The organism is Haematobacter massiliensis (genome assembly GCF_000740795.1).
GTDB classification, from domain to species: domain Bacteria; phylum Pseudomonadota; class Alphaproteobacteria; order Rhodobacterales; family Rhodobacteraceae; genus Haematobacter; species Haematobacter massiliensis.
The window spans coordinates 209,716-235,591 of sequence record NZ_JGYG01000006.1 but is presented as its reverse complement, the minus strand read 5'-3'; the positions used below and the strand labels follow the sequence as shown (position 1 = coordinate 235,591).

Genomic DNA, 25,876 nt, shown 5'->3' with positions numbered 1-25,876 from the left:
CCGCTAGCATCGCCGCAAATCCGTTGGGGTGCCCACCAGGGCTGAGAGGCGTCACGCTAACCCATCGAACCTGATCCGGGCAATACCGGCGTAGGGAACGGAAACTGCGAAGGTGTCCCATGGACACCATCCTGGTGTCGTCCCGTGCCGCCCGAAATAGCGGAGGACGACATGGGAAGGGCAGCACGGCTTCTCATCATCGCGGGGTCTGACAGCGGCGGAGGCGCCGGGATTCAGGCCGACCTGAAGACCGCCTCGGCGCTTGGCGTCTATGGCACGACGGCGATCACCGCGATCACCGCACAGAACACGCTTGGTGTGCAGGCGGTGCAGGTACTTCCGCCGGCTCTGGTCGCGGCGCAGATCGGCTCGGTGATGTCCGACATCGGCGCGGATGCGGTGAAGATCGGGATGCTCGGCACGGCGGAGATCGCAGGCGCGGTTTCCGCCGCATTGGAGGGATACGGTGGCCCGGTGGTGCTGGACCCGGTGATGGTGGCGAAATCCGGCGATGCGCTGTTGAGCGACGATGCCGTCACGGCCCTTGCCCGCCATCTCCTGCCGCGTGCGACGCTGCTGACGCCGAACCTTCCCGAAGCCGCCCGACTGCTGAACGCCGCTTTCGCCCGGACGGAGCCGGAGGCTGTGGAGCAGGGGCGCGCGCTGCTCGCACTCGGAGCGAATGCCGTGCTGATGAAGGGTGGTCATGCGGAGGGGCCGCTCTGCCGTGATCTGCTGGTGACGGCCGAGGGGATCCGCCGCCATGAGGCGCCGCGCCGCGCCACCCGTAACACGCATGGCACCGGATGCACGCTTTCCTCCGCCATCGCCTCATGCCTTGCGCGCGGCGCGACGCTGGAGGCGGCTGTGGCAGAGGCGCATGTCTGGCTGCAGGCCGCTATCCGCACGGCGGATGGCCTTGCGATCGGGGCGGGGCATGGACCTGTCCACCACTTCCATGCCGTATGGCACGGGCACGAGGTTCCGGCATGACGGATGTCGTCACCATCCTCGGCGCGGGCGTTGCAGGGCTTACCGTCGCGCAGGAGCTGATGATGCGCGGTATGCGGGTGCGGATCATTGACCCTGCCGGGGCACCCGGTCCTCAGGCCTGTTCCTGGTGGGCGGGCGGTATGCTGGCCCCGTTCTGCGAGGGGGAGAGCGCCGATCCCGCCGTGGTCCGTCTTGGTGCCCAGGCGGCGGAGTGGTGGCAGGCGGCAGGTGTGGAAGTGGTGCGGGAGGGGACGCTGGTCCTCGCCCCGGGTCGGGACAGGTCGGAGCTTCTCCGTTTCGCCCGCCGGACGGAGGGGCATCACACGCTCGACCGGGAGGGGATCGCAGCGCTGGAGCCGGATCTCGCCGAACGGTTCGACCGCGCGCTGCATTTCGCCGCGGAGGCGCATCTCGCCCCCCGTGCGGCGCTGGCCAAGCTCATGTGCAATCTCGTCGGGCGGGGGGTGGAGTTCGCGGACAGCGGGGAGCCGGAGGGAGAGGTGATCGACTGCCGGGGTCTTGCCGCGCGCGATTGTCTGCCGGAGCTGCGTGGCGTGCGGGGGGAAATGGTGATCCTCCGCGCCCCCGGCCTGGAGATCCGCCGGCCGGTCAGGCTGCTGCACCCGCGCCATCCGCTCTACATCGTGCCGCGGGGCGAGGGCGTCTACATGTTGGGCGCGACCCAGATCGAGACGGGTGCGCGTGGCCCGGCAACGCTCCGCTCGGTCGTGGAACTGCTGAACGCGGCCTATGCGCTTCACCCGGCCTTTGCAGAAGCGGAGGTCATTGAAATCGGTGCCGACGCCCGCCCCGCCTTTGCCGACAACATGCCGCGCGTCTTTCGGCGGGCAGGGTGCATTCACGTCAACGGGTTGTTCCGGCACGGCTTTCTGTTGTCGCCCGCCATGGCCATCGCCGCGGCGGATCTGCTGACAACGGCCCGACACAAGGAGGAGACAGCATGAGGATCACGCTGAACGGCGCGGCGGCGGAGGTGGATGGCACGACACTTTCGGCCGCGCTCGACGAACTGGGCTACGGCAGCGCGCGGGTTGCTACGGCGGTCAACGAAACTTTCGTTCCCGCGACGCGGCGGGCGGATCATGCGCTGCGAGACGGAGACCGGGTGGAGGTTCTCGCCCCCCGGCAGGGGGGTTGACATGCCGGTCTTCTACGACACCGAGGTCGTCTCGCGGCTTATGCTGGGCACGGCGCAATATCCTTCTCCCTCGCTTCTGGCCGAGGCGTTCCGCCGCTCCGGCGCCGGAATTGCGACCGTCTCCCTCCGGCGGGAGGGCGCGGGCGGCGAGGGGGGCGCGTTCTGGGGGCTGATCCGCGATCTGGGCCTGCCGCTCCTGCCCAATACCGCCGGGTGTCATTCCGTCAAGGAGGCTGTCACCACTGCCCATATGGCACGGGAGGTCTTTGATACCGATTGGATCAAGCTGGAGGTGATCGGACATCCCGACACGCTGCAACCGGACCCGTTCGGATTGGTGGAGGCCGCGCGCATCCTCACCGACGAGGGCTTTAAGGTGTTCCCCTACACGACGGAGGACGGCGTGTTGGCGGGACGTTTGCTGGACGCGGGCTGCGAGGTGCTGATGCCCTGGGGCGCGCCCATCGGCACGGGGCGTGGCCTCTCCAACCCCTATGGGCTGCGCACCTTGCGGGCGCAGTTCACCGACGTGCCCATGGTGATCGACGCGGGTCTCGGCCTGCCCAGCCATGCGGCGCAGGCGATGGAGATGGGGTTTGACGCCGTGCTGTTGAACACCGCCGTCGCAAAGGCCGGTGATCCGGCTGCCATGGCGGAGGGGTTTGCCCGCGCGCTGGAAGCCGGTCGGCTGGCGTTCGAGGCCGATCCGATGGAGCCTCGCGACATGGCCGCCCCCTCCACGCCCGTGATCGGGATGGCGGTGCTGGCATGAAGCTCGACAGGTTCTATCCGATCTTCGACCATCCCGACTGGCTCCGGCTTGCACTGCCGCTCGGGGTGCAACTCGTCCAGCTCCGGGTGAAGGACCGGACGGAGGCGGAGACGCGCGCCATGATCGTGGAGGCGCAGGCGCTTTGCCGCGCTGCCGGGGCGGTGCTGGTGGTCAACGATCACTGGCAACTGGCGATCGACGCGGGCTGCGACTGGCTGCATCTCGGGCAGGAAGACCTCGACACGGCCGATCTTGCCGCGATCCGGCGGGCGGGGCTCCGGCTCGGTCTTTCCACCCATGATGAGGCGGAACTGGATCGCGCGCTTTCCCATGCGCCGGATTACGTGGCGTTGGGGCCGGTGTGGCCGACCATCCTCAAGAAGATGAAATGGCATGAGCAGGGGCTGGACAGGGTGCGCGAGTGGAAGGCGCGGATCGGGCAGATCCCGCTCGTCGCCATCGGCGGGCTGTCGGTGGATCGCGCGCCGCTGGCCCTTGACGCGGGGGCGGATGTTGTCTCCGTCGTGACGGACATCACCCTGAACCCGGAGCCGGAGGCGCGGATCCGGGCATGGATGGAGGCGACCCGATGAGCCGCTATGCCCGCCAGATCGCCGTGCCGGGCTTTGGCGCGGCGGCACAGGAGCGGCTGGGCCGGGCCACGGCACTCGTCGTGGGGGCAGGCGGGTTGGCGGCACCGGTGCTGCAATATCTCGCCGGGGCAGGGGTCGGGCGACTCCGCATCGTCGATCCCGACCGGGTGGAGGAGAGTAACCTTCACCGCCAGACCCTGTTCCGCCATGCCGATATCGGACATCCGAAGGCGGAGGCTGCGGCCCGCACCCTTGGCGATCTCAACCCGGAGACGGTGGCGGAACCGGTCGTCGCGGCGCTGCATCCGGGCAATGTCGATGTCCTGGTGGCCGGTGCGGATGTGGTGCTGGATTGCGCAGACAGCTTCGCCGTCTCCTACATCCTGTCGGACACCTGCCTTCGCGCGGGCCTGGCCCTCGTCAGCGCCTCCGTAATCGGGACGGAGGGCTATGCCGGCACGTTCTGCGACGGGGCTCCCAGCCTGCGCGCGGTCTTCCCGGAGCTGCCGCCCCGCTTGGGTTCCTGCGCAGAGGATGGGGTTCTCGGGCCGGTGGTCGGCGTGGTGGGAGCGGTGCAGGCACAAATGGCGCTGACGCTGCTCGCCGGGCTGGAACCCACGCCCCGCGGGCGCATCGTAAGCTATGACGGGCTTGCACAACGGTTCGGCGGGTTCTCCTTTCTCAGAGCAGAGGAAGTATCCGGGCCGGGATTTATTCACCTATCTGAAATAAGAAACAATGATTTCACCGTTGATCTTCGTGCGGAGCATGAGGGCGAGATCGTTCGCTCCGATGCAAGACGCCTGACGGTCGCTGACTTCGTTGACGGTGCGCCTCTGCCGGAAGCAGGACAGCGCGCCGTGCTCTGCTGCCGTTCGGGCCAAAGGGCATGGTCTGCGGCGGAAAGGCTCGCAACGCTTTGGCCAGGTGAGATCGTGCTTGTCGCCCTGGGCGATCATAAGGAGCAACCATGAAATACCTCATCCTCGCCGCCTGTCTTGCCGCTCAGCCCGCGCTGGCGGCAGACCGGCTCACCGTGATGCTCGACTGGTTCGTGAACCCCGATCACGGGCCGCTCATCGTCGCGGCGAAAAAGGGCTACTTCGCCGACCGCGATCTGGACGTGGAGATTGTGGCGCCAGCGGACCCGGCCGATCCGCCAAAGATGGCGGCAGCGGGACGCGCGGATATCGCCATCTCCTATCAGCCGCAGCTTCATCTGCAGGTGGCGGAGGGTATGCCGCTGCGCCGGGTGGGAACGCTGATCGCCACGCCGCTCAACTGCCTGCTGGTGCGGGCTGACGGCCCGGTCCAGGACCTGTCTGACCTGAAGGGGCGCAAGGTTGGCTTCTCCATCGCGGGGGTGGAGGAGGCGATGCTGGCGGCGATGCTCGGCACCGTCGGGATGACGCGCGCCGATGTCGAGCTGGTTAATGTGAACTGGTCGCTGTCTCCTGCGCTGCTGTCGGGGCAGGTGGACGCGGTTGTCGGCGCGTTCCGCAACTTCGAGCTCAATCAGATGACGCTCAATGGCGTGGAGGGGCGCTGCTTCTACCCGGAGGAGCATGGCGTCCCCGCCTATGATGAACTGATCTATGTTGCGAGGCCGGAGGCGGATGCCGAAAAGATCACGCGCTTTCTCGCAGCCACCGAGGAAGCGGTGCAGTACATCGTCAATCATCCGCAGGAAAGCTGGGAAATATTCGCCTCTTACGCCCCGGAGTTGAATGATGATCTGAACCGTATGGCGTGGCGAGACACATTGCCCCGCTTTGCCCACAGCCCCGCCGCTCTGGACTATGGTAGATACGCCCGTTTCGAGGCCTTTCTCGCCGCTTCGGGCCTGTCGGACGGCAAGGCGAGCGTGAGTGATCTGGCGGTTGACCTCGGCTATTCCCAATGACTTACGGCCTTTTGTTCACGCAACTTCGTAACGCGAGCGGCTCTGCCTGGTCGGCTTATGTCGGCCACCCCTTCGTCACTTCGCTCGGGGACGGCAGCCTGCCGCGAGAGTCCTTTCTGGGCTATCTGGTCCAGGATTACCTGTTTCTCCGCCACTTCTCGCGTGCATGGGCGCTGGCGGTTACCAAGGCCGAAACGCTGGAGGAGATGCGCTACGCGGCGGCTGCTGTAAACGCGCTGCTGAATGGCGAGATGGCCCTGCATGTTCAGCTCTGTGCCCGCGCGGGGATCGGCGAGGACGCATTGGAGCGTGCAGAGGAGCGGCTGGAAACGCTCGCCTATACGCGCTTCGTCATGGACGCGGGATATGCGGGGGATTTCCTCGACCTGCTGGTCGCGCTGGCGCCCTGCGTCATGGGCTATGGAGAGATCGGCCTCCGGCTCCGTTCGAGCGGCGCGGGCGGCCCCTATGCGGAGTGGATCGAAACCTATGGCGGCGATGATTATCAGGCGCTTTGCCAGGAGGTTGGTCGCCTGATGGACAGCGCGGCAACCCGGCGGATCGGCCCGGCGGAGGATAGTCCGCGCTGGCCCTCTCTCACCTCGCGGTTCCGCATCGCGACGGAACTGGAGACGCGGTTCTGGGACATGGGGCTGGCGATGGGCGATCTCGCCGCGCCGCCGGTGGCATGACGCCAGGCCTGCGGCTTAAAGGCAGCGTCCGTTCCGGCCCTACCATGCTGCTTCGGCCGATTGACCTGACGGTGCCGGGCGGGGCCTGGACCTGCCTGCTCGGGCCATCAGGGGTGGGGAAGTCCACCGTGCTGCACTGCTTTTCCGGCCTCGATCCCGGTCTGCGGCTTCAGGGGGAGGCAAGGGCGGAGGACGGCAGGAGCCTCGCCGGTCGCGTGGCGCTCATGGCACAGGCAGACATGCTCGCCCCATGGCTCAGCCTGCTCGACAACGTGATGCTTGGCGCGCGGCTTCGGCGGGAGCGCGCGGAGCCAGAGCGCGCGCGGAGGCTGCTTCATGCCGTCGGGCTGGAGGCGGAGGTTGAGCGCAAACCCCAGGCGCTCTCCGGCGGGCAGCGGCAGAGGGCGGCTCTGGCCCGCACGCTCTATGAGGATCGGCCGGTGATCCTGCTCGACGAGCCGTTTTCGGCGCTGGACGTGGGCAATCGGGCGCGCATGCAGTCTCTGGCAGCAGGCGCGTTGAAGGGCAGGACCGTCCTGCATGTCACCCATGATCCTGCGGAGGCCGCTCGGCTGGGCGAACATCTGTTGCTTCTCACCGCTAATGGGTTGTGCACGCTGTCCCCGCCGGAAGGGGCGATCCCCCGGCCGCCTGACTGTCCCCGGACCTTGGCGACCACGGGGGAGTTGACCCGGAGGCTGATGGAGACCGCATGATCCGCTGGCTCGCACCTGTCGCCGCGATCCTGCTGCTATGGCAGGGGGTGGTCAGTATTACGGGTCTTCCGCCCTATATCCTCCCTTCACCCCTTCGTGTTGCGGCAGCGGTAAGGGACAATGCCGCGTTGCTGACCAGCCACGCCCTTGTCACGCTCGGGGAGATCGTGGTGGCGCTGGTGCTCGGTGCGGTGCTCGGTGCGGCAACGGCAGTGGGACTGGCGCTGTCACCCCCGCTCAGAAGGATCACGGAGCCGATGCTGGTGCTGAGCCAGGCGATACCGGTCTTTGCCCTCGCGCCCATTTTCACGCTCTGGTTCGGCTACGGCATGCAATCCAAGATCGCGGTGGCGCTGATCGTGGTCTACTTCCCTGTGACGGCAAGCTTTCTGGATGCGCTCCTGCGCACGCCGCCGCCCCTTCTGCGTCTGGCAGGCGTAATGCAGGCCCGCCGCTGGACAAGGATGCGCTGCGTCCAGATACCCGCCGCCCTTCCCGGCCTGCTTTCGGGTTTGAAGATCGCCGCGGTCTATGCCCCGATCGGTGCAGTGATCGGCGAATGGGTAGGCGCCTCACGGGGACTGGGCTATCTTATGCTGCTGGCAAATGGCCGGGCGCGCACGGACCTGATGTTCGCGGCGGTTCTGCTGATCGCCGTCATCGCAGTCGCGTTGCACCTTGCCACCGGCTGGGCGGCAAGGCGCGTTCTGGAGCGGCAGGAGCGCTAGATGCCCGCCTCGATTCCGGCTTCCGTGTCCGCGGTGGCTTCTGGTGCCGCAACGGAGAGGTCGTCGGCGGGGGGTGCGGGCAGGGGAGTGCCGGGCGGCACGGTCCCCAGCCCGAACTGATCCCGGCGCAGCACGATGACCTTGGCCCCCGTCTCTACCCGGTCGTAGAGGTCGCGCGCGTCCTGATTGAAGAGCCGGATGCAGCCAGAGCTGTCGGCCGTCCCGATCGTCCAGGGATAGGGCGTGCCATGGATACGGTAGAGCGTGTCGCGCCCGTTGCGATAGAGATAGAGCGCCCTTGCGCCCAGCGGATTGTCCAGCCCGCCCTCCATGCCGCCGCGGAGCGGTTCATAAACCTCCGGCTCGCGCTTGATCATGTTGGCCGTGGGCGTCCAGCGCGGCCATTCGCGTTTCATCGGAACATAGGCGGTGCCGGCGAAGCCGCGCCCTTCCTTGCCGACCGCAGCGGTGTAGCGGATCGCGCGGTTGTCGCCGAGAATAAAGTAGACGTATCGCGCCCATGGATCGACGATGATCGTGCCCGGTTTCTCATCCGACCAGTAGTCCACCTCCCGGCGCACCTTGTCGTCAGAAAGCCAGGCGGGGTTGACCGCGGGGATCGTCATGTCCCCGTCCGGCTGGGCGGCATACATGGCGACGGTCTGCTCGCTGATGTAACGCACTGGCTGCGACGCCTGCCGCGCCCCCCCGCCGCATCCGGCGAGAAGAAGGGAGACGAGGACGAGCGAAACGGGTGGGGTGAGCCTTGAGCGGGAGCGTTGCGGGGCGGAGGGTCTGCTTTTCTGCTGCGGTGTCATCCGGTAACCGTTCATGGAGATTTGACAGCAAGCTAGCGCAAGCGGCCCGGATTTCCCGAAAGCCCGCAAAAGAAGGGAAAAGCGATGCAGCAGCGCCACTGATCGCCAAAGGGGTTCCGGTCGCATCCAAAGACGCGACCGGCAGTTCTTCATTGGCCGCGCAACCGGCGTTGCTGGCCCATCGCGCGGATCAGGCTGGCCCGGGCGATCCACGGGCGAGACGTCCAGTCGTCGATCTCGGCAGGCTCCGCGCTCCAGCGGCATTCGATCCGTCCGGTCCCGGGATCGACGCGCCAGACCGGGACATGCTCATCCTGGCAAAGTTCCGGTTGGCTCTGCGAGGTCGTGCGGGACGTGAAACGGGTAAGGTAACGGGCAATGATGCCGTTCCGCGCGGGGATAGCGTGGGTCATGGCTCTCTCCTCAATGGCCGCGCGGGCCATCGGCAGAGCCTTTCCTCAGGCCCGGTCCGAAAGCCGTTGCGGCAGGGGTCTTCGACTACTGTCGCTGGACATCTGGTTTACCTGTTTGGAACTCCGGGCGGACGCGCCGCACGGATGAGGGATATGTAGCAGCCTCCACGCGGGTTTTCCAGCCCCGAGCCGGGGCAGTCGCGCAGGGATGTCAGCCGCGGATGGTTGTTACCGCCGTTTCCAGCAATCCGCCGAATTCGCTGGAGAACGCCTCTTCGGTCCATTCCTCCAGCGTCCCCGCCACATGCACGGCCCCGATCGGCCGCCGCGCCGCGTCGAGCACCGCCGCACCAAGAGCGATCTCATGGCGGAGAAGCTGCCCGACCATCCTCGCATGGCCCCTTGCCCGCGCCGCGGTCACCGCCGTCATCACCTCCGCAAGAGTCGTGACGGTGGCGGAGGTAAATGGCATGAGGTCGGATCGCGAGACAATATCCGCGATTTCGTCATCCCCCAGATGCGCGAGAATGGCGATCCCCCCGGCCGTGCAGTACACCGGTACGGTATTTCCGGTGAGGGTCGCGGTGAAAATCTCGTGCTTCGACGGCATCCGCAGGGCATAGATCAGCCGCGTGTCATCCCAGAACGACATGTCCACCCGCTCCCGCGTGCGGCGGCGCAGCTCCAGAAGAACCGGTGTCGCCCGCTGACAAACCGGGTCCAGCCGGAGCGCCGAATGCGCCATGGTCAGCACGCGCTTGCCCGGAAGATAGCCCCGACCCTCCCGGTCGCGCACGATCATGCCAAGGGACATGAGGGTGTGGACCATGCGCTGCGCCGCGCTCCGGTCAAGGCTGGAAAGCACGGCTATTTCTTCCAGTGTCAATGGTTTGCGAGCCGCTTCGAATGCCGTGAGGACAGAGATCGCCCGTGCTGCCGCCCGTACGAAAAGCGGATCGTCCGTCGCATTCTGCGCCTCTGCTGGATCGAAATTAGGCACGCCGATCAGATCACGGAACATTCTGCTTCCCTATGGTAACAAACCCGGTTGACAGCGCGTGGCGTCTGCGTAAGCTGAATTTCAATAAACAAGTATCGCCTGTCAATACAGGTGAACACCACCAGGGAATATCTCCGTTGCAACGACGTGTGGCCTTTGCGGGCTTTCTGCACGAGACGAATACGTTTGCCTCCGCTCCGGCGGATATGGCTGCCTTCCAACAGGGGGGCGGGTATATCCCCTACACCCGCGGCGCGCCGCTGCGGGAGACGATCCGAGGCGTGAACCTCGGCATGGCAGGGGCCTTTGACCATGCGGATGCGGCCGGCTGGGATGTGGCTCCCATCCTCTGGGCCGGAGCCATTCCTTCCGCACCGGTGACCCGGGACGCCTATGAGGCGATCGTGGCCGAGATACTTGACGGGCTTCGGGCTGCCGCACCGTTCGACGCCATCTTCCTTGACCTGCATGGCGCGATGGTGGCCGATCACGTGGACGACGGCGAGGGGGAGCTTCTGGCGCGCATCCGGTCCGAATTCCCCGATCACCCCATCGCCTGTGCGCTTGACCTGCATGGCAACATCACGCCGCGCATGTTCGAGCTGGCGGATGTTCTGGTCGGGTTCCGCACCTATCCGCATGTCGACATGGCCGAAACCGGGCAGCGCGCGGCGGCCGCGCTGGACGGTCTGATGGACGCGGGCAGGGGCTGGTCTCGGGCGATGCGGCGCGGAGATTATCTGATCCCGATAAGCTGGCAATGCACCGACATGGAGCCGGCGCGGAGCCTCTATGCCCTGACCCATGACTTGCCGGAGGGCGTGGCAAGCGCATCGGTTTTCCTTGGCTTCCCGGCGGCGGATTTTCCCGACTGCGGTCCGGCGGTCTTTGCCTATGGGCCGGATGCAGCGGCGGTCGCTGCCCATGCCGACCGTCTCGCCGCTGCGCTGGGGGAGCGGGAAGGGGCCTTTGCAGGGGAGGCTTTCTCCCCCGAGGATGCCGTACGGGAAGCGATGCGCCTTTCGGTGGATGCGACGCGGCCCGTGGTCATCGCGGATACGCAGGACAATCCCGGCGCGGGCGGTTCTTCCGACACCACGGGGATGCTCCGCGCGCTTGTCGCCTGCGGGGCAGAAGGTGCGGCGCTCGGTAACCTGCACGACCCGGAGGCGGCGCGGGCCGCCCATGCGGCAGGGGTGGGTGCGGAGATCGAGATCCCCCTCGGCGGCCGGTCCGGGTTGAAGGGCGATGCGCCCTTTCACGCGCGGTTCCGTGTGGCGGCCCTGTCAGCCGGCAGCGTCCATGCGACCGGCCCCTATTACGGCGGCACGATGATCGACATGGGCCCTTCCGCGGCGCTGCAGATCGGCGGCGTTACGGTGGTCGTCACCAGCCATATCGCGCAGATGGCCGACCGCAACTTCTACCGCATGGTGGGCGTGGAGCCCGAGGCGCAGCGCATTCTGGTCAACAAGAGTTCCGTGCACTTCAGGGCGGATTTCGAGCCGATCGCGCAGACGATCCTTGTCGCGACAGCGCCCGGCGCGATGCCGCTCTGCCCTTCCGCCCTGCCCTGGACGCGCCTGCGCCCCGGCATCCGGCTCCGCCCGAACGGTCCTGCCTTCGGGGCGGAGCTGATCCCATCATAAAAACGAACCGACAGAGAGGAACGACATGAGCTATCTTCCGCGATACATGGCCAAGGCCGGTCTTGCCGCCTCCTTCCTCGCGCTGGCTGCGGGCGGTGCGCTGGCGGAAACCACGCTGACCGCGGTCATGCACTCCGACCTGCGCGTGCTGGACCCGGTCATCACAACGGCACATATCACCCGCGATCATGCCTACATGATCTACGATGTGCTGGTCGCGGAGGACGAGAACTTCCAGATCAAGCCGCAGATGGCGGATGTCGTGGCCTCCGACGACGGGCTGACCTATACCTTCACGCTGCGGGACGGGCTGAAATTCCACGACGGCGCGCCGGTGACGGCGGAGGATGTCGTCGCCTCGCTCACCCGCTGGTCCAAGCGGGACGCGGGCGGCCAGCTCATCATGGATGTGACGGACTCGCTGACGGCGCAGGACGAAAAGACGGTCGTCTGGACGCTCAAGGAGCCCTTCGGCCCGTTCCTCGCCACCATCGGCAAGCAATCGGCCCTGCCGCCCTTCATCATGCCAAAGCGCATCGCAGAGACACCGGCGAACGAGGCGATCAAGGAGCATATCGGCTCGGGCCCGTTCAAGTTCGTACCCGGGGAATTCCAGCCGGGCGTGGGTGTGAGCTACGTCAAGAACGAGGACTACATCCCGCGCGACGAGCCCGCTTCCGGCTATGCAGGAGGCAAGGTCGTCAATGTGGACAAGGTCCGCTGGCTCACCATGTCCGACAGCCAGACGGCGGTGAACGCGCTGCAATCGGGCGACATCGACTATATCGAGTCCATGCCCGCCGACCTGATCCCGCTGCTGGACGGCGATGATACCGTGGTGGTGGAGAAGCGTTCGGCCTATGGGATGCAGACCATGGGACGGGTGAACTTCAAGCATCCGCCTTTCGACAACCCCGATATCCGCCGGGCGGCGTTGATGGCGCTGTCGCAGGAGCCGGTGCTTGCCGCGCTGACAGGCTCCCCGGACTACTACAAGGTCTGCGGGGCGATCTTCGGTTGCGATACGCCGCTGGCCGACGACACGGGATCCGCCACGCTGACCGGCGCGGGAGATCCGGCGGCGGCAAAGGCGCTGCTGGAGAAGGCGGGTTATGACGGCACGCCCATCGTGCTGATGCAGCCGACCGACAGCCCGACGCTCCGCGCGCAGCCCGTCGTTGCGGCCCAGCAGCTTCGCGCCGCCGGTTTCAACGTCGACATGCAGCCGATGGACTGGCAGACGCTCGTCACGCGCCGCGCCTCCATGGAGCCGCCCGCGAACGGCGGCTGGAACATCTTCTTCACCAACTGGATGCTTGCGGAAATCGCCTCTCCGACGATCTCGCCCATGCTGAACGGTCGTGGTGATGCGGGCTGGTTCGGCTGGCCCGAGGATGCGGAACTGGAAGCTCTGAAGAAGGGCTTCATCGCCGCCACCACGCCCGAGGCCCAGAAGGAAGCGGCCCACAAGATGCAGGTCCATACGCTCGATCAGGTGATCTACATCCCGCTCGGCGAGTACAACTTCCCGCAGGCCCGCCGCGCGGTGGTGGAGAACATGCTGCCCAACCAGGTGCCGGTGTTCTGGAGCATCACCAAAGCCGAAGACTGACACCTGCCAGTGCGCCCGCCCCCTCCCGGCGGGCGCAATCCTTCCATACCCCCGGAGAGATGTGATGCTCGCCTACACGTTGAAACGCATCCTGTCGGTCATCCCGGTCCTCGTTCTCGTCTCCCTGTTCGTCTTCTTTCTCCTGCGTCTGACCCCGGGTGACCCGGCGGCGATCATTGCGGGCGACGCGGCGACGCCCGAGCAGCTCGAACGGATCCGGGAGGCGATGGGCCTGAACGAACCCGTTGTGACCCAATATTTCCGCTGGATCGGCAACCTGCTGCGCGGGGATTTCGGCACCTCGCTGATCTCCAACGTCCCGGTGCTGGAACTGGTCGCCCAGCGGGTCTGGCCTTCCATAGCGCTCGCGTTGCTGACCATCTTCATCGCGATCTGCGCTGCGATCCCGATGGGCGTGCTTGCCGCTTGGAAGCACAAGAGCTGGGTCGACTATCTGGTGATGTCCTTCTCGGTGCTGGGCTTCTCCGTGCCGGTATTCCTTGTGGGATATGTGCTTCTGCTCATCTTTTCGGTCTGGCTCGGATGGCTGCCGCCGCAGGGTTACAGGCCGCTCTCCGCGGGGATCTGGCCATTCCTTGAACGCGCGATCCTGCCTGCCCTGACGCTCGCCTCCATCTACATCGCGCTCATCGCCAGGATGACGCGGGCCGCCATGCTCGATGTGCTGAACGAGGATTACATCCGTACCGCCCGCGCCAAGGGGGTGGGGGACAGGCGGCTTCTCTTCGTCCACGCGCTGAAGAACGCCGCCGTGCCGATCGCCACCATCGTCGGGACAGGCTTCGCGCTGCTGATCTCCGGCGTCGTGGTGACGGAGACGATCTTCAACATCCCCGGCATCGGGCGGCTTACCGTGGATGCGGTGCTTGCCCGCGACTACCCGGTGATCCAGGCGATGATCCTGCTGACGGCGACGTTGTATGTCTTCGTCAACCTGCTGATCGACCTGTCATATTCGCTGTTCGACCCGAGGATCCGCTACTGATGGAAGCCAACCGTTCCCTCGTGGAGAAGTCGCTCGCGCTCCGGCTTCTGTCCTTCTCCTCCCCCGCGAAAAGCGGCTGGGGGCCGTTCATCGCGCTGATCCTGCTGGCAGCCGTGCTGCTGCTGACGATCTTCTCGCCCTGGATCGCCACGCATGATCCACTGGCGATGGATCCGCTGAACCGGCTGAAACCTCCGTCCGAGGCGCATCTGCTTGGCACCGACAACTTCGGGCGGGACCTGTTCTCGCGCATGATCCTCGGCGGGCGGATTTCTCTGCTCATCGGGATCTGCACGGCGGTGGTCGCCCTCACGATCGGTGTGCTGATCGGGTTGGTCGCGGGGTTCTTCCGGCTGGCGGATTCGATCATCATGCGGGCGATGGATGCGTTGATGGCCATGCCGTCGATCCTGATCGCCATCGCCCTGGTGGCGCTGAACGGGCCGTCCATCGGCTCTGTCATCGCAGCGATCACCATACCGGAGGTGCCGCGCGTCGTCCGCCTCGTCCGCTCCGTCATCCTGTCCGCGCGGGAAGAGCCTTATGTGGAGGCCGCGACCGCGCTTGGCTCCTCCACCGGCAAGATCCTGTTCCACCATCTGCTGCCGAACACGATGGCGCCGATGATCGTGCAGGGCACCTATATCGTGGCCTCCGCCATTCTGACGGAGGCACTGCTCTCCTTCCTTGGCGCGGGGATCAGCACGGAGATACCAACCTGGGGCAACATCATGGCGGAGGGGCGGCAGTATTTCCGCATCAGTCCCGCCATCGTGCTCTGGCCCGGGCTGCTGCTGACGATCTGCGTGCTGTCCATCAACCTGATCGGGGATGCCGCGCGCGACGCGCTCGACCCTCGCATGAAGAAACGGGAGGCCTGAGATGCAGCTTCGCGACAGGGATTTCTCCGCCGAACCTGTGGTTCTCGATATCGAGGGGCTGGTTGTGGAAGTGTCGGGCGGCCAGCCCATCCCGGTGCTGAAGGGTGTGAGCTTCGACATCCGCCGGGGGGAGACGGTCTGCCTCGTGGGGGAGTCCGGCTCGGGCAAGTCCGTGACCTCCCTCACCACCATGGGGCTGCTACCGAAGGACGCGCTGAACGTGGCGGGCGGCTCTATCCGGCTGAACGGGACGGATCTCCTCGCGCTGTCTCCGGCGGAGATGAAGCGGATGCGGGCGGCGAGCCTCGCCATGATCTTTCAGGAGCCGATGACGGCGCTGAACCCGGTGATGAAGGTCGGGGCGCAGATCATGGAGGTGCTGGACCTCCACACCCGCCTGTCTGCGGCGGAGAAGAAGGCGCGCGTCATCGACATCATGGAGCAGGTGCACCTGCCCGACGTGCCGCGCATCTTCGAGAGCTATCCGCACCAGCTTTCCGGCGGCCAAAGGCAGCGGATCATGATCGCCATGGCGCTGATCCTGGAGCCCGCGCTGCTGATCGCGGACGAGCCGACCACCGCACTCGACGTGACGACGCAGAAGCAGATCCTTTCGCTCATCGCCGAGTTGCAGGAGAAGCACGGGACGGCGGTTCTGTTCATCACGCATGACATGGGCGTGGTTGCGGAAATCGCGGACCGGGTCTGCGTCATGCGCCATGGCGAGATACTGGAGCAGGGGCGCATCCGGCAGGTGCTGGAGGCCCCGCGCCATCCCTATACGAAAAGCCTGCTCGCCGCGGTGCCGAGCCTCGTCCCGCGGGAGCAGCGGGCGGAGGCCGCGACAGCTCCGGTGATCCAGACCAAGGCGCTTGGCATGACCTATCGCTCCGGCGGGTTCCTCACCCGCAAGACTGAGGTCCATGCCTCTCATGGCGTGACCTTCTCGCTCCCGCGGGGGCGGACGCTGGGGATCGTGGGGGAGTCGGGGTCGGGCAAGACGACGGTCGCCCGCTCCATCATGCGGCTTATCGAACCGACGGAGGGGGAAATCCTGCTCGACGGGACGGATATCGCGCATCTGACGCCCGCCCGGATGAAACCGCAGCGGCGCAAGCTTCAGGTGGTGTTTCAGGATCCCTTCCGCTCTCTCAATCCGCGCTGGACCATTGCGCGATCGCTGACCGAGGGGCCGCTGAACTACGGCACTCCCTATCAGGAGGCGATCGCCGAGGCGAAGCGGCTGCTCAAGATCGTGTCGCTGCCGGAAGACGCGCTCCGCCGCTACCCGCACCAGTTTTCGGGCGGTCAGCGCCAGCGTCTCGCCATCGCGCGCGCGGTGATGCTGAAGCCGGACGTTCTGGTGGCGGATGAGGCGGTCTCGGCCCTTGATGTCAGCGTGCAGGCACAGGTGCTCGACCTGCTGGCCGAACTGCAACGACAGACGGGCATCGCCATCATCTTCATCACCCACGACCTGCGCGTCGCCGCCCAGATCTGTGACGACGTGCTGGTGATGCAGCGTGGCAGGGTGGTGGAGCAGGGGCCTGCCGCCGAGGTGCTCCATGCACCCAAGAACGACTACACCCGGTCGCTGATCGACGCGGCGCCGGGGCGCTTCTGGGATTTCGCGGCCGGACGGCCGCTCGTCGCCTGATCGGGAGAGAGACATGGCACTCATCAAGTTCATCGAGGACAAGGCACCGGAGATGCGGGAGATCTTCGAGGATCTGCACGCCAACCCGGAAATCGGGTTCGAGGAGAACCGGACAGCCGCGATCGTGGAGAAATGCCTGACCGACTGGGGCTTCGACGAGGTGCATACCGGCGTCGGCACCACGGGGGTCGTGGGCATTCTGCGCGGCCGGGGGCAGGGCAACCGCCGCATCGGCCTTCGTGCCGATATGGACGCGCTGCCGATCACCGAGACGACGGGTCTTGGCTATGCCTCCACTCACGCCGGCAAGATGCACGCCTGTGGCCATGACGGCCATACGACGATGCTGCTCGGCGCCGCGCAATACCTTGCCGCGACGCGGGATTTCGACGGCACGGCTGTCGTGATCTTCCAACCGGCGGAAGAAGGTCTGGGCGGCGCGCGGCGGATGCTGGCCGAAGGGTTGTTCGAGCGTTTTCCCTGCGACGAGATCTACGGGATGCACAATCAGCCGATGTCGAAGCTCGGCCGCGCACGCATCCGCAAGGGCGCGATGATGGCGGGCGCGTCGTTCTTTGACATCACGCTGATCGGCAAGGGCAGCCACGCGGCGCAACCGCAAAATTCCCGCGATGTTCTGGTGATCGGATCGGAACTGGTGGGCGTGCTCCAGACGATCGTGTCGCGGAACGTGAACCCGGTGCTGCCCTGCGTTCTGTCCTGCACCCAGTTCCACACCGGGTCGGCCTACAACATTGTGCCGGAGACGGCGACGATCACCGGAACGGTGCGTTACTTCGACCGCGACGTGATCACGCTGGTGGAGAAGCGGATGGAAGAGGTTTGCGCCGGCCTTGCCGCCGCGCACGGGATCGAAATCCGGCTCGACATGCGCAATGTGTTCGACGTGCTGGTGAACGAGCCTGAGCTTTCGGACGATTACGTTGCCGCCGCGGCAGAGGTGCTGGGCGCGGAGAACGTCTCGGACGATGCGCCGTTGGTCATGGGCAGCGAGGATTTCGCCGACATGCTGGGACAGGTGCCTGGCGCCTATATCAACGTGATGCATGGCGGGGAGCAGCCGCTCCACAATCCGGGCTTCGTTCTCGATCCGGCGACTCTGCCCATCGGCTCCTCGATCTATGCGAAGATCGTCGAGCGGCGGATGCCGCTGACGAAAGAGGCGGCGTGATGGCTCTGGACCGCGCGAAACCGGCCTCCTTCCTCGACCTCGCCTTCGACAGCGAGGACATGATCCGCCGACTGCGCCCGTGGATCGAGACCGAAAGCCCGACCTTCGACGCGGAGGCGGTGGCGCGCATGGTCGATGTCGTGGCCTATGACGCCGCCGCTGCCGGGGCGAGCCTTGAGGTGATCCCGGGGCGGATGGGCTGCGGCCCTTCGCTCCGCGCGAAGTTCCCCCATGCGGATCAGGGCAAGCCCGGCATCCTCGTCTCCGGCCATCTGGACACGGTCCACCCGGTCGGAACGCTCGCGCAGAACCCCTGGCGGCGGGAGGAGGGGCGCATCTACGGCCCCGGCATCCAGGACATGAAGGGCGGCAATTTCGTGGCGTTGGAGGCCATGCGGCAGATCATGCGCGCCGGCCTGCACACGCCGCTGCCGGTCACCTTCCTGCTGACCCCGGATGAGGAAATCGGCACTCCGGCCACGCGCGACCTGATCGAGCAGGAAGCGCTGATGAACAAATACGTCATCGTGCCGGAACCCGCCCACAAGGATAACGGCTGCGTCATCGGGCGCTATGCCATCGCACGGTTCAATCTGGAGACGCGGGGCGTGCCCTCTCACGCGGGTTGGGCGCTGAAGGACGGCCGGTCGGCCATCGCTCTGATGGCGCGGAAGCTGCTGGAGGTGGAGGCGATGACGACGGAGGATTGCACCTTCTCCGTCGGCGTGATCCACGCGGGCCAATGGGTGAACTGCGTTTCCTCCACCTGCTTCGCCGAGGCGCTCTCCATGGCCAAGACGGATGCGGATCTGGAGGCGGGCGTGGCGAAGATGCTGGGGCTTTCCACCAGCGTCAACGATGTGGAGTTCATCGTCACCCGTGGCGTGACGCGGCCTGTCTGGAAACCCGGTCAGCCACAGGACATGGCGCTGTTCGACGTGGCGAAAGGCATTGCCGGGCGCATCGGATTCGAACTGACGCATGAACCCTCCGGCGGCGGGTCGGATGGCAACTTCACGGGTGCGCTGGGGATCCCGACGATCGATTCCACCGGCGTACGGGGGGCGGGGCTTCATACGCTGAATGAGCATATCCTTGAGGACAGCCTCGTGGAGCGTGCGAAGTTCCACGCCGGTCTGTTCTTGGAACTTACCTGATCCAGGGCAGTGCCCCCTGAAGGCGCCCTCAGGAGGGCGCCTCCCTTTCTCCATTCGCCGTGTGACCCAATGCCAGAAGACACCATGCACCGCCTCTCCGGCCTGACGGGAGAGGTCGAGATCCGCATCGACCGCTGGGGTATCGCCCATATCCGCGCCGAAACGCAGGACGATCTGTTCTTCGCGCAGGGCTGGAACGCTGCGCGTGACCGGTTGTGGCAGATCGACCTTGCGCGCAAACGCGGGCTCGGCCTGCTGGCGGGGGATTTCGGTCCCGGCTATCTGGAACAGGACCGCGCCTCCCGTCTGTTGCTCTACCGGGGCGACATGGCGGCGGAATGGGCGGCCTACGGGCCGGATGCAGAGGCGATCTGCACGGCGTTCGCGGCGGGCATCAACAGTTACGTGGATGGTGTGCTGGCGGGAGATCTGGCGCTGCCGCCGGAATTTGCGTTGCTGGGCAATAGCCCCTCCCGCTGGCAGGCGGAGGATGTCGTGCGGGTGCGCAGCCACTCGCTGACCCGCAATGTCACGTCCGAGGTGCTGCGTGCGCGGGTCATGGCGCTGGCGGGGGTGGAGAAGGGCGCCCGGCTCGACCTGCTGCGCAAGGATCTGGAGCCGCGTGTGGTGCCGGACCCCGTGGTGGATCTGTCGCTCATCTCCGCCCGCGTGATCCGCGATTTCCTGTTGGCAGTCAGCCCGGTCAGCTTCTCGCCCGAGCGTCTTTCCGCGACGCTGGCGGAGGCGCCGCTCTGGGCCCGGCCGACCCCCCTCGGCGAGATCGACCGTATCGCTACCGCAGAAGGTTCCAACAACTGGGCGATCTCCGGCGCGCGGACGGCGACGGGGCGGCCGATCCTCTGCCTCGACCCGCACCGCACGCACACGCTCCCCTCCGTGCGCTACATCGTCCACCTGACCATGCCGGGCTTTGACGCCATCGGGGCGGGGGAGGCGATGGTACCCGGCATTTCGATGGGCCACAACGGTTCGGCGGCCTTCGGTCTGACCATCTATGGCCACGATCAGGAAGACCTCTGCGTCCATGACCTGCATCCCGACGATCCGCTGCTCTACCGCTACGGCGAGGGGTGGGAGCGGATGCGCAGCGTCGAGGAAGAAATTCCCGTCCGAGGCCATGGCGTGCAGAAGGTCACGCTGCACTTCACCCGCCACGGTCCCGTGCTGCACGGCGACGGCACCCGGGCCTATGCGCTGCGCACCGTCTGGACGGAGCCGGGAACGGCCCCCTACATGGCGAGCCTTGCGGTGATGCGCGCCCGTTCGCATCAGGACTATCTGGCCGCGCTGCGGGGCTGGGGCTGCCCCTCGGTGAACCATATCTACGCCGATACGCAGGGCGATATCGTGTGGAAGCCCTCCGGCGCCGCGCCGATCCGCGACGGGTGGGAGGGGTTGCTGCCCGTACCGGGCGACGGAAGCCACGAATGGCGAGGCCTTGTCAGGCCAGACGACGGTCCGGTCGAAGTCAACCCTTCCCGCGGCTTCATCGCGACGGCCAATGCCATGAACGTGCCGGAGGATTGGCAAGGGGTATGGCCAGGATACGAGTGGCTGGACAGTTCGCGCCATGACCGCCTGAACGGTGCCCTGGCGGAGAACGAGCGTGTGACGCTCGACGATTGCGCCACGATGCAGACCGACACGATGGCGCTTTCCGCACTCAGGGCTGTCCGCGCACTGGGGACGGCTCGAGGGGCGCTGTCCCCGCGCGTAACGGCATTGCTCGACGGTTTCGATGGCGATCTGGGGGCCGGAAGCGGTGCTGCCGCGCTGGTGGAGCTTTGGCTCTCCCGTCATCTCGGCCCCGCCATCGCGCGAGAGGAGGGCGCGTCGGAGGATGTGCTGCCGCTCCTCGCGCCTTACGACATCCCGAGCCTTGCCCGCTGGCTGGAGGAGACACGGCCGCTCCCGGATATCGTCGTGGCAAGCCTGGAGCGCGCCTGGGACGATTGTGCCGCGCTGATGGGGGAGGATCCCGCGCGCTGGCGCTGGGGTGACATCCACCGCCTGACGCTCCGGCATCCGCTGCACAGGCTGGCGCCGGGGGACTGGTCCTTTGCGCCGCTGCCGCTTGGCGGGTCGAGCGCCAGCCCGAACTACGCCGCCTATCGCGCGGGGGATCTGGAAGTAACAACAGGCCCTTCGGTCCGTATGCTGATCGACGTCGGCAACTGGGACGAGAGCCGCTTCGTGAATACCCCCGGCCAGTCCGGCGTGCCGGGAACCGCCCACTACGGCGACCTGCAGGCGGACTGGCACGGCGGCCGTTACCACCCGCTCCTTTACACCACCCAGGCTATCGCAGCAGCGACGGAGGCGCGTATCGTGCTCCACCCATGATGCACAACCTCGCGAACCTCTTCGTCAGTTGCTCGGCTGAGCACCGGGGGTGTGTTTACACGGCAAGGTTCAGGGTTGCACCTTCTTAGGAGGTGAGATTTCGTTCGCTGCCCGCTGCCCGCTGCCCGCTGCCCGCTGCCCGCTGCCCGCTGCCCGCTGCCCGCTGCCCGCTGCCCGCTGCCCGCTGCCCGCTGCCCGCTGCCCGCTGCCCGCTGCCCGCTGCCCGCTGCCCGCTGCCCGCTGCCCGCTGCCCGCTGCCCGCTGCCCGCTGCCCGCTGCCCGCTGCCCGCTGCCCGCTGCCCGCTGCCCGCTGCCCGCTGCCCGCTGCCCGCTGCCCGCTGCCCGCTGCCCGCTGCCCGCTGCCCGCTGCCCGCTGCCCGCTGCCCGCTGCCCGCTGCCCGCTGCCCGCTGCCCGCTGCCCGCTGCCCGCTGCCCGCTGCCCGCTGCCCGCTGCCCGCTGCCCGCTGCCCGCTGCCCGCTGCCCGCTGCCCGCTGCCCGCTGCCCGCTGCCCGCTGCCCGCTGCCCGCTGCCCGCTGCCCGCTGCCCGCTGCCCGCTGCCCGCTATGGGCGAAAGGGGTCACGGGGCGCAGGCAGTTCAACAAGAGCCGCTGCGTAGCAGGGTGCAAGCGGTAGTACGGGGGCGAGCAGCGCCTGATAGGCGTGGTAGAGGTCGGCCTTGCCGCGATAGATCCGCTCCGTCGGGTTTCCCGCCGCATCCACCTCATGCAGCCAGCCGCCCGCCTGCCTGTCGATCAAGGTGAGGTCGATGTAGTCCCAAAGCCGCCGATACCATGTCTCGAACCGCAGCTCCCCCGTTCTGCGGTGGAGGGTTGCCGCCGCCACGACAGCCTCCGCCTGCACCCAGTGCGCGCGGTTGGCGATGGAGGGCCGCCCTGCCCAGTCCAGCGTATAGACCAGCCCCGGCAGATCATCTGCCGCCCAGCCGTCTGCCACGGCGGTGTCAAAGAGAGCGACGGCATCGCTGAGAAGCCATGCCGGCAGCGCGGCGCCCTGCCGGAGCAGCGCCGCCTCCAGCTTCAGCAGCAGATGCGCCCATTCCATCGCATGCCCCGGCGTGGTGCCGAAGGGGCGGAGATCATCCCAGGGCCGGTCGATGTTGTAGTCTGGGATCGGCGACCAGTCGCGTCCGTAATGCTCGGGCAGGCGGTAGCCGTTGGCCCGGGCTGCGCCGTGAATGAGGCGCTCGGCCACGCGGAGCGCACGGTCGCGCCAAAACGGTTGGCCAGCGATATCGGCCAGAGCGAGCATCGCTTCCACCCCATGCATGTTGCTGTTGGCACCGCGGTAATCTTCCTCTCCGCTCCAGTCGGAGGCGAAGCTCTCCCGAAGGACGCCCTCCTCTTCGGACCAGAACCGGGTTTCCAGAACCTTGGCGGCCTCCGCCAGCAGCGCCTCCGCACCCTCCGCCCCCGCTGCGACGGCGGAACACGCGCCAAGCGCCACGAAGGCGTGGAGATAGGCGAACTTGCGTCCGCCTCCCGCCGCCGTGGCCCACCACCCGCCGTTGACGGTGTCGCGAAGCGGGCCGTTGAGCGCCGCCACACCATGCGCCACCAGCGCCTCGGCACCCGGGATACCCTGCAAGGCGGCCAGCGCATAGCAGTGGGTCATCCGCGCGGTGATGACCGTATCAGCCACCGCACCGGGGGGCACGCGGCCGCGACTGTCCAGCGCGACGAAGCCGTCGCTCACGCGCGAGGGCTTGGAGAAATCCAGCAGTCGTTGAGCCTCCTGCTCCAGCCAGCGGCGATGGGGAAGACGGTCCAGCCAATCTGGCGGCGACGGGGAACGGGACATCGGGTGTGCCCTCCAGGCAGCAGTTTACGCACAGTATAATCGGGCGCCAAGGTCGGTCCATGTGTGGACTCCCGGCGCCCACCTGGCGAGTGCGAAGGCGCGGGTGTTGTGGGGCAGGTCTGGGCTGATGCTCCGGGTACATAGGGCAATCCCTCTGGACCGCCCGCTTGTATGGAAAGACGGCAGTAGAATAAGATGGCACGGTGGGAACGCCGCCCGCGCGGATGGAACGCGGATCGTTTTCCCGGAGCGCATGGTCCGTGAGCCGGAAGGCCCGGCATAGGGGCGCGCTTGTCGCGGGCATGGACCGGGCGGTGAACAGGGGTGTTTACTGGCGTGGCGCGCTATCAACTGGGGATGGCGTCGACGGTGCTCGGTCTTGGCGTGGGGGAATGGCGAGGTAGGCTCGCGGCGACCCCCGGCCGGCATCTCTCCGACATCTCTGACGTGTTCTACTCCAGCCTCGCCATCTGACCTTTCACAACTCCCTGCCATCCGCTGCCTCTGCAGGGGGCGCGTGGTCATGCCCGGCGGATGTTCCGCGCGGCGAAACCGGGGCACCGGGGGAGGCCCGTCGCGCAGGGGCGATCACATGCAGGTTTCCCGCCCGCACGCCGCGCTGGGTTGTCACCGCATCGGCAAAGGCGCGGACCTCGGCCGTCGCGCCTTTCAGGACAACCACTTCAAGGCAATCATCCTGATCGACGTGAACATGCAGCGCCGCAACGGAGAGATCATGATGGTCGTGCTGCGCCGCGGTGAGCCGCCGTGCGAGTTCCCGCGTCTCATGCTCATAGACATAGGTGAGCGTGGCGAAGCAGCTGCCCTCCGCTTCCTTGGCGATCTGCCGCGCCTCCACCTCTCGAAGAATGTCGCGCATCGCCTCCGATCTACTGGAGTAGCCCCGCGCGCTGGCATAGGCATCGAGCGTGGCAAGCTGCGTTGCGTCGATTGTCATGGTCACCCGTTGCATCACCGCCTCCATCCAATTCTTCCGCGGAGTCTAGCGGATACCGCTTGCCGGTTCCACGAGGCTTGCAGTAGGCATTTTTCCTGAATACGTCATACAACCTGACTGCGATGACCGTTTCCAGCGCAATGCGCAGGGATCGTTGCGCGATCTGGTCGGCGACACTTTACAGGTCAACGGGGATCCATGCGCCAGAAGCTCCTCATCGCTCTTTTCATACCCCTTGTTGTGACTGCCGGCATGGCACCCGCGCGGGAGGATCTGGTTCTGGCGATCGGTGGGGAGCCGGAGACGGGTTTCGATCCGATGGCGGGCTGGGGCAGTTATGGCAACCCGCTCTTCCAGTCCACCCTGCTGAAGCGTGGCCCGGCACTGGAGACCCTTCCTGATCTGGCGACGGCGTGGCAGCTTTCGGAGGATCGCCGCGTCTGGACGATCACCCTTCGCCCCGATGCACGGTTCAGCGACGGCAGCCCCGTTCGCGCGCAGGACGTGGCCTTCACCTTCCGCACCGCGCGAGAGGCGGCGGGCCCGCTCGACCTCTCCGTGATGGAGGGGGCGGAGGCGGTGGATGACCGCACGCTCCGCCTCACCCTCTCACGCCCATGGATCACTTTTGCGGAGACGTTCTACAGCCTCGGCATCGTGCCGGAAGCAGGCTACGGGCCGGGCTATGGACGTGCTCCCGTCGGGTCGGGGCCCTACCGCTTCGTGTCCTGGTCGGAGGGCGGACAGCTCATCGTGGCGCGGAACGATGACTATTACGGGAAGAAGCCCGCCTTCCGGCAGATCACCTTCCTGTTCACCGGCGCCGATGGCGGGCTGGCTGCGGCGCAGGCGGGGGCCGCGCAGATGGTCGCCGTCCCCGCACAGCTTGCCGGGGCGGTGCCGCCGGGCTTCCACTCCATCGCCGCGCGCACGGTGGACAACCGGGGCATCAGCCTGCCCTTCACCCCCCCGCGTGAGGAGGCGGGGCGGCAGATCGGCAATGCCGTGACCGCAGACCCGGCGATCCGGCGGGCGATCAACCTGTGGCTCGACCGCGAGCTGATTGTTGACGTGGCTCTGGAGGGGCATGGCACGCCTGCCTTCGGCCCCGCCGATGGTCTGCCCTGGGGGGGCGAGGCTCCGTTCGCCCGAGATGGAGACGGGGCACTTGCCCTGCTCGAGCAGGCAGGTTGGCTGCCCGGGCCGGACGGGATCCGCGTCAAGGGCGGGACACGCGCGGCATTCGCCATCAACTATCCCGCAAGCGATGCGACACGGCAGGCGCTGGCGGAAACGGTGGTCGAACTCCTCCGCCCGCTTGGGATTGCCGCGGTGGCAAAGGGCGGAAGCTGGCAGAGCATCGGCCGCGTCATGCATGCGGAACCCGTGGTCTTTGGCTTCGGCAGCCATTCGCCCTATCAGGTCTATGCCCTCTATTCCGGGCGTTTGCAGGGGATGGAGTATCTGAACCCGACCTTCTATGCCAACCCGGAGGTGGATACCCTGTTTGATCGGGCGCAGGCGGCGCAAAGCCTGGAGGCGTCCTATCCGTTCTGGGCGGAGGCCGCGCAGCATTACGGAATGGCGGGCGATAATGCATGGGCGTGGCTGGTTAATCTCGATCATGTCTATCTCATCGATAACTGCCTCGACCTTGGCCCGCTGCAGGTGGAACCCCACGGCCATGGCTGGCCGATCACCGCGGGTATCGCCGAATGGCGCTGGACCTGCGAATGACGGCTCGCGGATATGTTCAAGGCCGCAAGGGGGCGAGAACCGCCGACGGGGTGATCA

Annotated in this window: 25 protein-coding genes and 1 riboswitch; of the genes, 20 read left to right on the top strand and 5 right to left on the bottom strand. The window is 66.8% G+C overall.

Features of this window, described 5'->3' with window-relative positions; genetic code table 11:
- Positions 1-14: 14 nt before the first annotated feature.
- A riboswitch (TPP riboswitch) is annotated at positions 15-114 on the top strand.
- 57 nt (positions 115-171) lie between these two features.
- From thiD to CN97_RS10710, 10 genes are read left to right on the top strand one after another with little or no spacing between them, the layout of a single operon-like run.
- The gene (thiD, locus tag CN97_RS10755; RefSeq protein ID WP_051911145.1) at positions 172-993 is read left to right on the top strand and encodes a bifunctional hydroxymethylpyrimidine kinase/phosphomethylpyrimidine kinase; all 822 of its coding nucleotides are present in this window, start codon (positions 172-174) and stop codon (positions 991-993) included.
- Positions 990-1,958, top strand: coding sequence for an FAD-dependent oxidoreductase (locus CN97_RS10750; protein ID WP_035710944.1), 969 nt, complete (start codon positions 990-992; stop codon positions 1,956-1,958). The genes thiD and CN97_RS10750 overlap by 4 nt, the downstream gene beginning before the upstream one ends.
- On the top strand, positions 1,955-2,152 hold the full coding sequence (thiS, locus tag CN97_RS10745; protein WP_035710943.1) for a sulfur carrier protein ThiS: 198 nt from the start codon (positions 1,955-1,957) through the stop codon (positions 2,150-2,152). The genes CN97_RS10750 and thiS overlap by 4 nt, the downstream gene beginning before the upstream one ends.
- A 1-nt stretch (position 2,153) precedes the next feature.
- Entirely contained in the window at positions 2,154-2,924 is a 771-nt protein-coding gene (locus CN97_RS10740) for a thiazole synthase (protein WP_035710939.1), read from the top strand.
- Positions 2,921-3,517 (top strand): thiamine phosphate synthase, encoded by a 597-nt coding sequence (locus tag CN97_RS10735; protein WP_035710936.1) that lies wholly within the window; start codon positions 2,921-2,923, stop codon positions 3,515-3,517. The genes CN97_RS10740 and CN97_RS10735 overlap by 4 nt, the downstream gene beginning before the upstream one ends.
- Positions 3,514-4,491 carry a HesA/MoeB/ThiF family protein gene (locus CN97_RS10730; protein ID WP_035710932.1) on the top strand — a complete coding sequence of 326 codons (978 nt, stop codon included), beginning with the start codon at positions 3,514-3,516 and terminating at the stop codon, positions 4,489-4,491. Before CN97_RS10735 ends, CN97_RS10730 begins: the two co-directional genes overlap by 4 nt.
- Entirely contained in the window at positions 4,488-5,420 is a 933-nt protein-coding gene (locus tag CN97_RS10725) for an ABC transporter substrate-binding protein (protein WP_035710929.1), read from the top strand. The genes CN97_RS10730 and CN97_RS10725 overlap by 4 nt, the downstream gene beginning before the upstream one ends.
- Complete coding sequence (locus CN97_RS10720; protein ID WP_035710926.1) at positions 5,417-6,112, top strand: TenA family protein; 696 nt, start codon at positions 5,417-5,419, stop codon at positions 6,110-6,112. The genes CN97_RS10725 and CN97_RS10720 overlap by 4 nt, the downstream gene beginning before the upstream one ends.
- A 44-nt stretch (positions 6,113-6,156) precedes the next feature.
- Positions 6,157-6,828, top strand: coding sequence for an ABC transporter ATP-binding protein (locus CN97_RS10715; protein ID WP_242685262.1), 672 nt, complete (start codon positions 6,157-6,159; stop codon positions 6,826-6,828).
- Positions 6,825-7,556, top strand: a complete 732-nt coding sequence (locus CN97_RS10710) for an ABC transporter permease (protein WP_035710924.1) — start codon at positions 6,825-6,827, stop codon at positions 7,554-7,556. Before CN97_RS10715 ends, CN97_RS10710 begins: the two co-directional genes overlap by 4 nt.
- Here the strand turns inward: CN97_RS10710 and CN97_RS10705 are convergent.
- From CN97_RS10705 to CN97_RS10695, 3 genes are all read right to left on the bottom strand, one after another.
- Positions 7,553-8,239: a L,D-transpeptidase gene (locus CN97_RS10705; RefSeq protein WP_242685261.1), complete on the bottom strand. Its 687-nt coding sequence runs from the start codon at positions 8,237-8,239 to the stop codon at positions 7,553-7,555. The two genes, CN97_RS10710 and CN97_RS10705, sit on opposite strands and share 4 nt — an antisense overlap.
- 284 nt (positions 8,240-8,523) lie before the next feature.
- Positions 8,524-8,787: a hypothetical protein gene (locus CN97_RS10700; RefSeq protein ID WP_131389770.1), complete on the bottom strand. Its 264-nt coding sequence runs from the start codon at positions 8,785-8,787 to the stop codon at positions 8,524-8,526.
- 211 nt (positions 8,788-8,998) lie between these two features.
- Positions 8,999-9,808 (bottom strand): IclR family transcriptional regulator, encoded by an 810-nt coding sequence (locus tag CN97_RS10695; protein WP_035710919.1) that lies wholly within the window; start codon positions 9,806-9,808, stop codon positions 8,999-9,001.
- A 116-nt stretch (positions 9,809-9,924) separates the two neighbouring features.
- Here CN97_RS10695 and CN97_RS10690 point away from each other — a divergent pair, with 116 nt between their 5' ends.
- The 8 genes from CN97_RS10690 to CN97_RS10655 all read left to right on the top strand — a co-directional run bounded on the left by CN97_RS10690 (position 9,925) and on the right by CN97_RS10655 (position 21,305).
- Positions 9,925-11,436: a M81 family metallopeptidase gene (locus CN97_RS10690; RefSeq protein ID WP_035710917.1), complete on the top strand. Its 1,512-nt coding sequence runs from the start codon at positions 9,925-9,927 to the stop codon at positions 11,434-11,436.
- A 25-nt stretch (positions 11,437-11,461) separates the two neighbouring features.
- Positions 11,462-13,048, top strand: a complete 1,587-nt coding sequence (locus CN97_RS10685) for an ABC transporter substrate-binding protein (RefSeq protein WP_035710915.1) — start codon at positions 11,462-11,464, stop codon at positions 13,046-13,048.
- Between the two features lie 64 nt (positions 13,049-13,112).
- The gene (locus CN97_RS10680; protein ID WP_035710912.1) at positions 13,113-14,054 is read left to right on the top strand and encodes an ABC transporter permease; all 942 of its coding nucleotides are present in this window, start codon (positions 13,113-13,115) and stop codon (positions 14,052-14,054) included.
- Entirely contained in the window at positions 14,054-14,935 is an 882-nt protein-coding gene (locus CN97_RS10675; protein ID WP_035710910.1) for an ABC transporter permease, read from the top strand. The genes CN97_RS10680 and CN97_RS10675 overlap by 1 nt, the downstream gene beginning before the upstream one ends.
- A 1-nt stretch (position 14,936) precedes the next feature.
- Positions 14,937-16,592, top strand: a complete 1,656-nt coding sequence (locus CN97_RS10670; RefSeq protein WP_035710904.1) for an ABC transporter ATP-binding protein — start codon at positions 14,937-14,939, stop codon at positions 16,590-16,592.
- 13 nt (positions 16,593-16,605) lie between these two features.
- Positions 16,606-17,784: a M20 aminoacylase family protein gene (locus CN97_RS10665; RefSeq protein ID WP_035710902.1), complete on the top strand. Its 1,179-nt coding sequence runs from the start codon at positions 16,606-16,608 to the stop codon at positions 17,782-17,784.
- Entirely contained in the window at positions 17,784-18,941 is a 1,158-nt protein-coding gene (locus CN97_RS10660; protein WP_051911144.1) for a M20/M25/M40 family metallo-hydrolase, read from the top strand. Before CN97_RS10665 ends, CN97_RS10660 begins: the two co-directional genes overlap by 1 nt.
- A gap of 84 nt (positions 18,942-19,025) precedes the next feature.
- Positions 19,026-21,305 carry a penicillin acylase family protein gene (locus CN97_RS10655; RefSeq protein ID WP_035711257.1) on the top strand — a complete coding sequence of 760 codons (2,280 nt, stop codon included), beginning with the start codon at positions 19,026-19,028 and terminating at the stop codon, positions 21,303-21,305.
- A gap of 562 nt (positions 21,306-21,867) precedes the next feature.
- On the opposite strand, the gene CN97_RS10650 is transcribed toward CN97_RS10655, so the two are convergent.
- On the bottom strand, positions 21,868-23,124 hold the full coding sequence (locus CN97_RS10650; RefSeq protein ID WP_035710900.1) for an AGE family epimerase/isomerase: 1,257 nt from the start codon (positions 23,122-23,124) through the stop codon (positions 21,868-21,870).
- Between the two features lie 336 nt (positions 23,125-23,460).
- Here CN97_RS10650 and CN97_RS20655 point away from each other — a divergent pair, with 336 nt between their 5' ends.
- Positions 23,461-23,598, top strand: coding sequence for a hypothetical protein (locus CN97_RS20655; protein WP_156969584.1), 138 nt, complete (start codon positions 23,461-23,463; stop codon positions 23,596-23,598).
- 4 nt (positions 23,599-23,602) lie between these two features.
- On the opposite strand, the gene nikR is transcribed toward CN97_RS20655, so the two are convergent.
- Positions 23,603-24,097, bottom strand: a complete 495-nt coding sequence (nikR, locus tag CN97_RS10645) for a nickel-responsive transcriptional regulator NikR (protein ID WP_084684117.1) — start codon at positions 24,095-24,097, stop codon at positions 23,603-23,605.
- 183 nt (positions 24,098-24,280) lie between these two features.
- Here nikR and CN97_RS10640 point away from each other — a divergent pair, with 183 nt between their 5' ends.
- Entirely contained in the window at positions 24,281-25,819 is a 1,539-nt protein-coding gene (locus CN97_RS10640; protein ID WP_035710897.1) for an ABC transporter substrate-binding protein, read from the top strand.
- Positions 25,820-25,876 lie beyond the last annotated feature (57 nt).

What these genes read in the sequence shown, in the direction of transcription:
- thiD (WP_051911145.1), top strand. Translation starts at nt 172, where the DNA reads ATGGGAAGGGCAGCACGGCTTCTCATCATCGCGGGGTCTGACAGCGGC.
- CN97_RS10750 (WP_035710944.1), top strand. Translation starts at nt 990, where the DNA reads ATGACGGATGTCGTCACCATCCTCGGCGCGGGCGTTGCAGGGCTTACC.
- thiS (WP_035710943.1), top strand. Translation starts at nt 1,955, where the DNA reads ATGAGGATCACGCTGAACGGCGCGGCGGCGGAGGTGGATGGCACGACA.
- CN97_RS10740 (WP_035710939.1), top strand. Translation starts at nt 2,154, where the DNA reads ATGCCGGTCTTCTACGACACCGAGGTCGTCTCGCGGCTTATGCTGGGC.
- CN97_RS10735 (WP_035710936.1), top strand. Translation starts at nt 2,921, where the DNA reads ATGAAGCTCGACAGGTTCTATCCGATCTTCGACCATCCCGACTGGCTC.
- CN97_RS10730 (WP_035710932.1), top strand. Translation starts at nt 3,514, where the DNA reads ATGAGCCGCTATGCCCGCCAGATCGCCGTGCCGGGCTTTGGCGCGGCG.
- CN97_RS10725 (WP_035710929.1), top strand. Translation starts at nt 4,488, where the DNA reads ATGAAATACCTCATCCTCGCCGCCTGTCTTGCCGCTCAGCCCGCGCTG.
- CN97_RS10720 (WP_035710926.1), top strand. Translation starts at nt 5,417, where the DNA reads ATGACTTACGGCCTTTTGTTCACGCAACTTCGTAACGCGAGCGGCTCT.
- CN97_RS10715 (WP_242685262.1), top strand. Translation starts at nt 6,157, where the DNA reads ATGCTGCTTCGGCCGATTGACCTGACGGTGCCGGGCGGGGCCTGGACC.
- CN97_RS10710 (WP_035710924.1), top strand. Translation starts at nt 6,825, where the DNA reads ATGATCCGCTGGCTCGCACCTGTCGCCGCGATCCTGCTGCTATGGCAG.
- CN97_RS10700 (WP_131389770.1), bottom strand. Translation starts at nt 8,787, where the DNA reads ATGACCCACGCTATCCCCGCGCGGAACGGCATCATTGCCCGTTACCTT.
- CN97_RS10695 (WP_035710919.1), bottom strand. Translation starts at nt 9,808, where the DNA reads ATGTTCCGTGATCTGATCGGCGTGCCTAATTTCGATCCAGCAGAGGCG.
- CN97_RS10685 (WP_035710915.1), top strand. Translation starts at nt 11,462, where the DNA reads ATGAGCTATCTTCCGCGATACATGGCCAAGGCCGGTCTTGCCGCCTCC.
- CN97_RS10680 (WP_035710912.1), top strand. Translation starts at nt 13,113, where the DNA reads ATGCTCGCCTACACGTTGAAACGCATCCTGTCGGTCATCCCGGTCCTC.
- CN97_RS10675 (WP_035710910.1), top strand. Translation starts at nt 14,054, where the DNA reads ATGGAAGCCAACCGTTCCCTCGTGGAGAAGTCGCTCGCGCTCCGGCTT.
- CN97_RS10670 (WP_035710904.1), top strand. Translation starts at nt 14,937, where the DNA reads ATGCAGCTTCGCGACAGGGATTTCTCCGCCGAACCTGTGGTTCTCGAT.
- CN97_RS10665 (WP_035710902.1), top strand. Translation starts at nt 16,606, where the DNA reads ATGGCACTCATCAAGTTCATCGAGGACAAGGCACCGGAGATGCGGGAG.
- CN97_RS10660 (WP_051911144.1), top strand. Translation starts at nt 17,784, where the DNA reads ATGGCTCTGGACCGCGCGAAACCGGCCTCCTTCCTCGACCTCGCCTTC.
- CN97_RS10655 (WP_035711257.1), top strand. Translation starts at nt 19,026, where the DNA reads ATGCACCGCCTCTCCGGCCTGACGGGAGAGGTCGAGATCCGCATCGAC.
- CN97_RS10650 (WP_035710900.1), bottom strand. Translation starts at nt 23,124, where the DNA reads ATGTCCCGTTCCCCGTCGCCGCCAGATTGGCTGGACCGTCTTCCCCAT.
- nikR (WP_084684117.1), bottom strand. Translation starts at nt 24,097, where the DNA reads ATGCAACGGGTGACCATGACAATCGACGCAACGCAGCTTGCCACGCTC.
- CN97_RS10640 (WP_035710897.1), top strand. Translation starts at nt 24,281, where the DNA reads ATGCGCCAGAAGCTCCTCATCGCTCTTTTCATACCCCTTGTTGTGACT.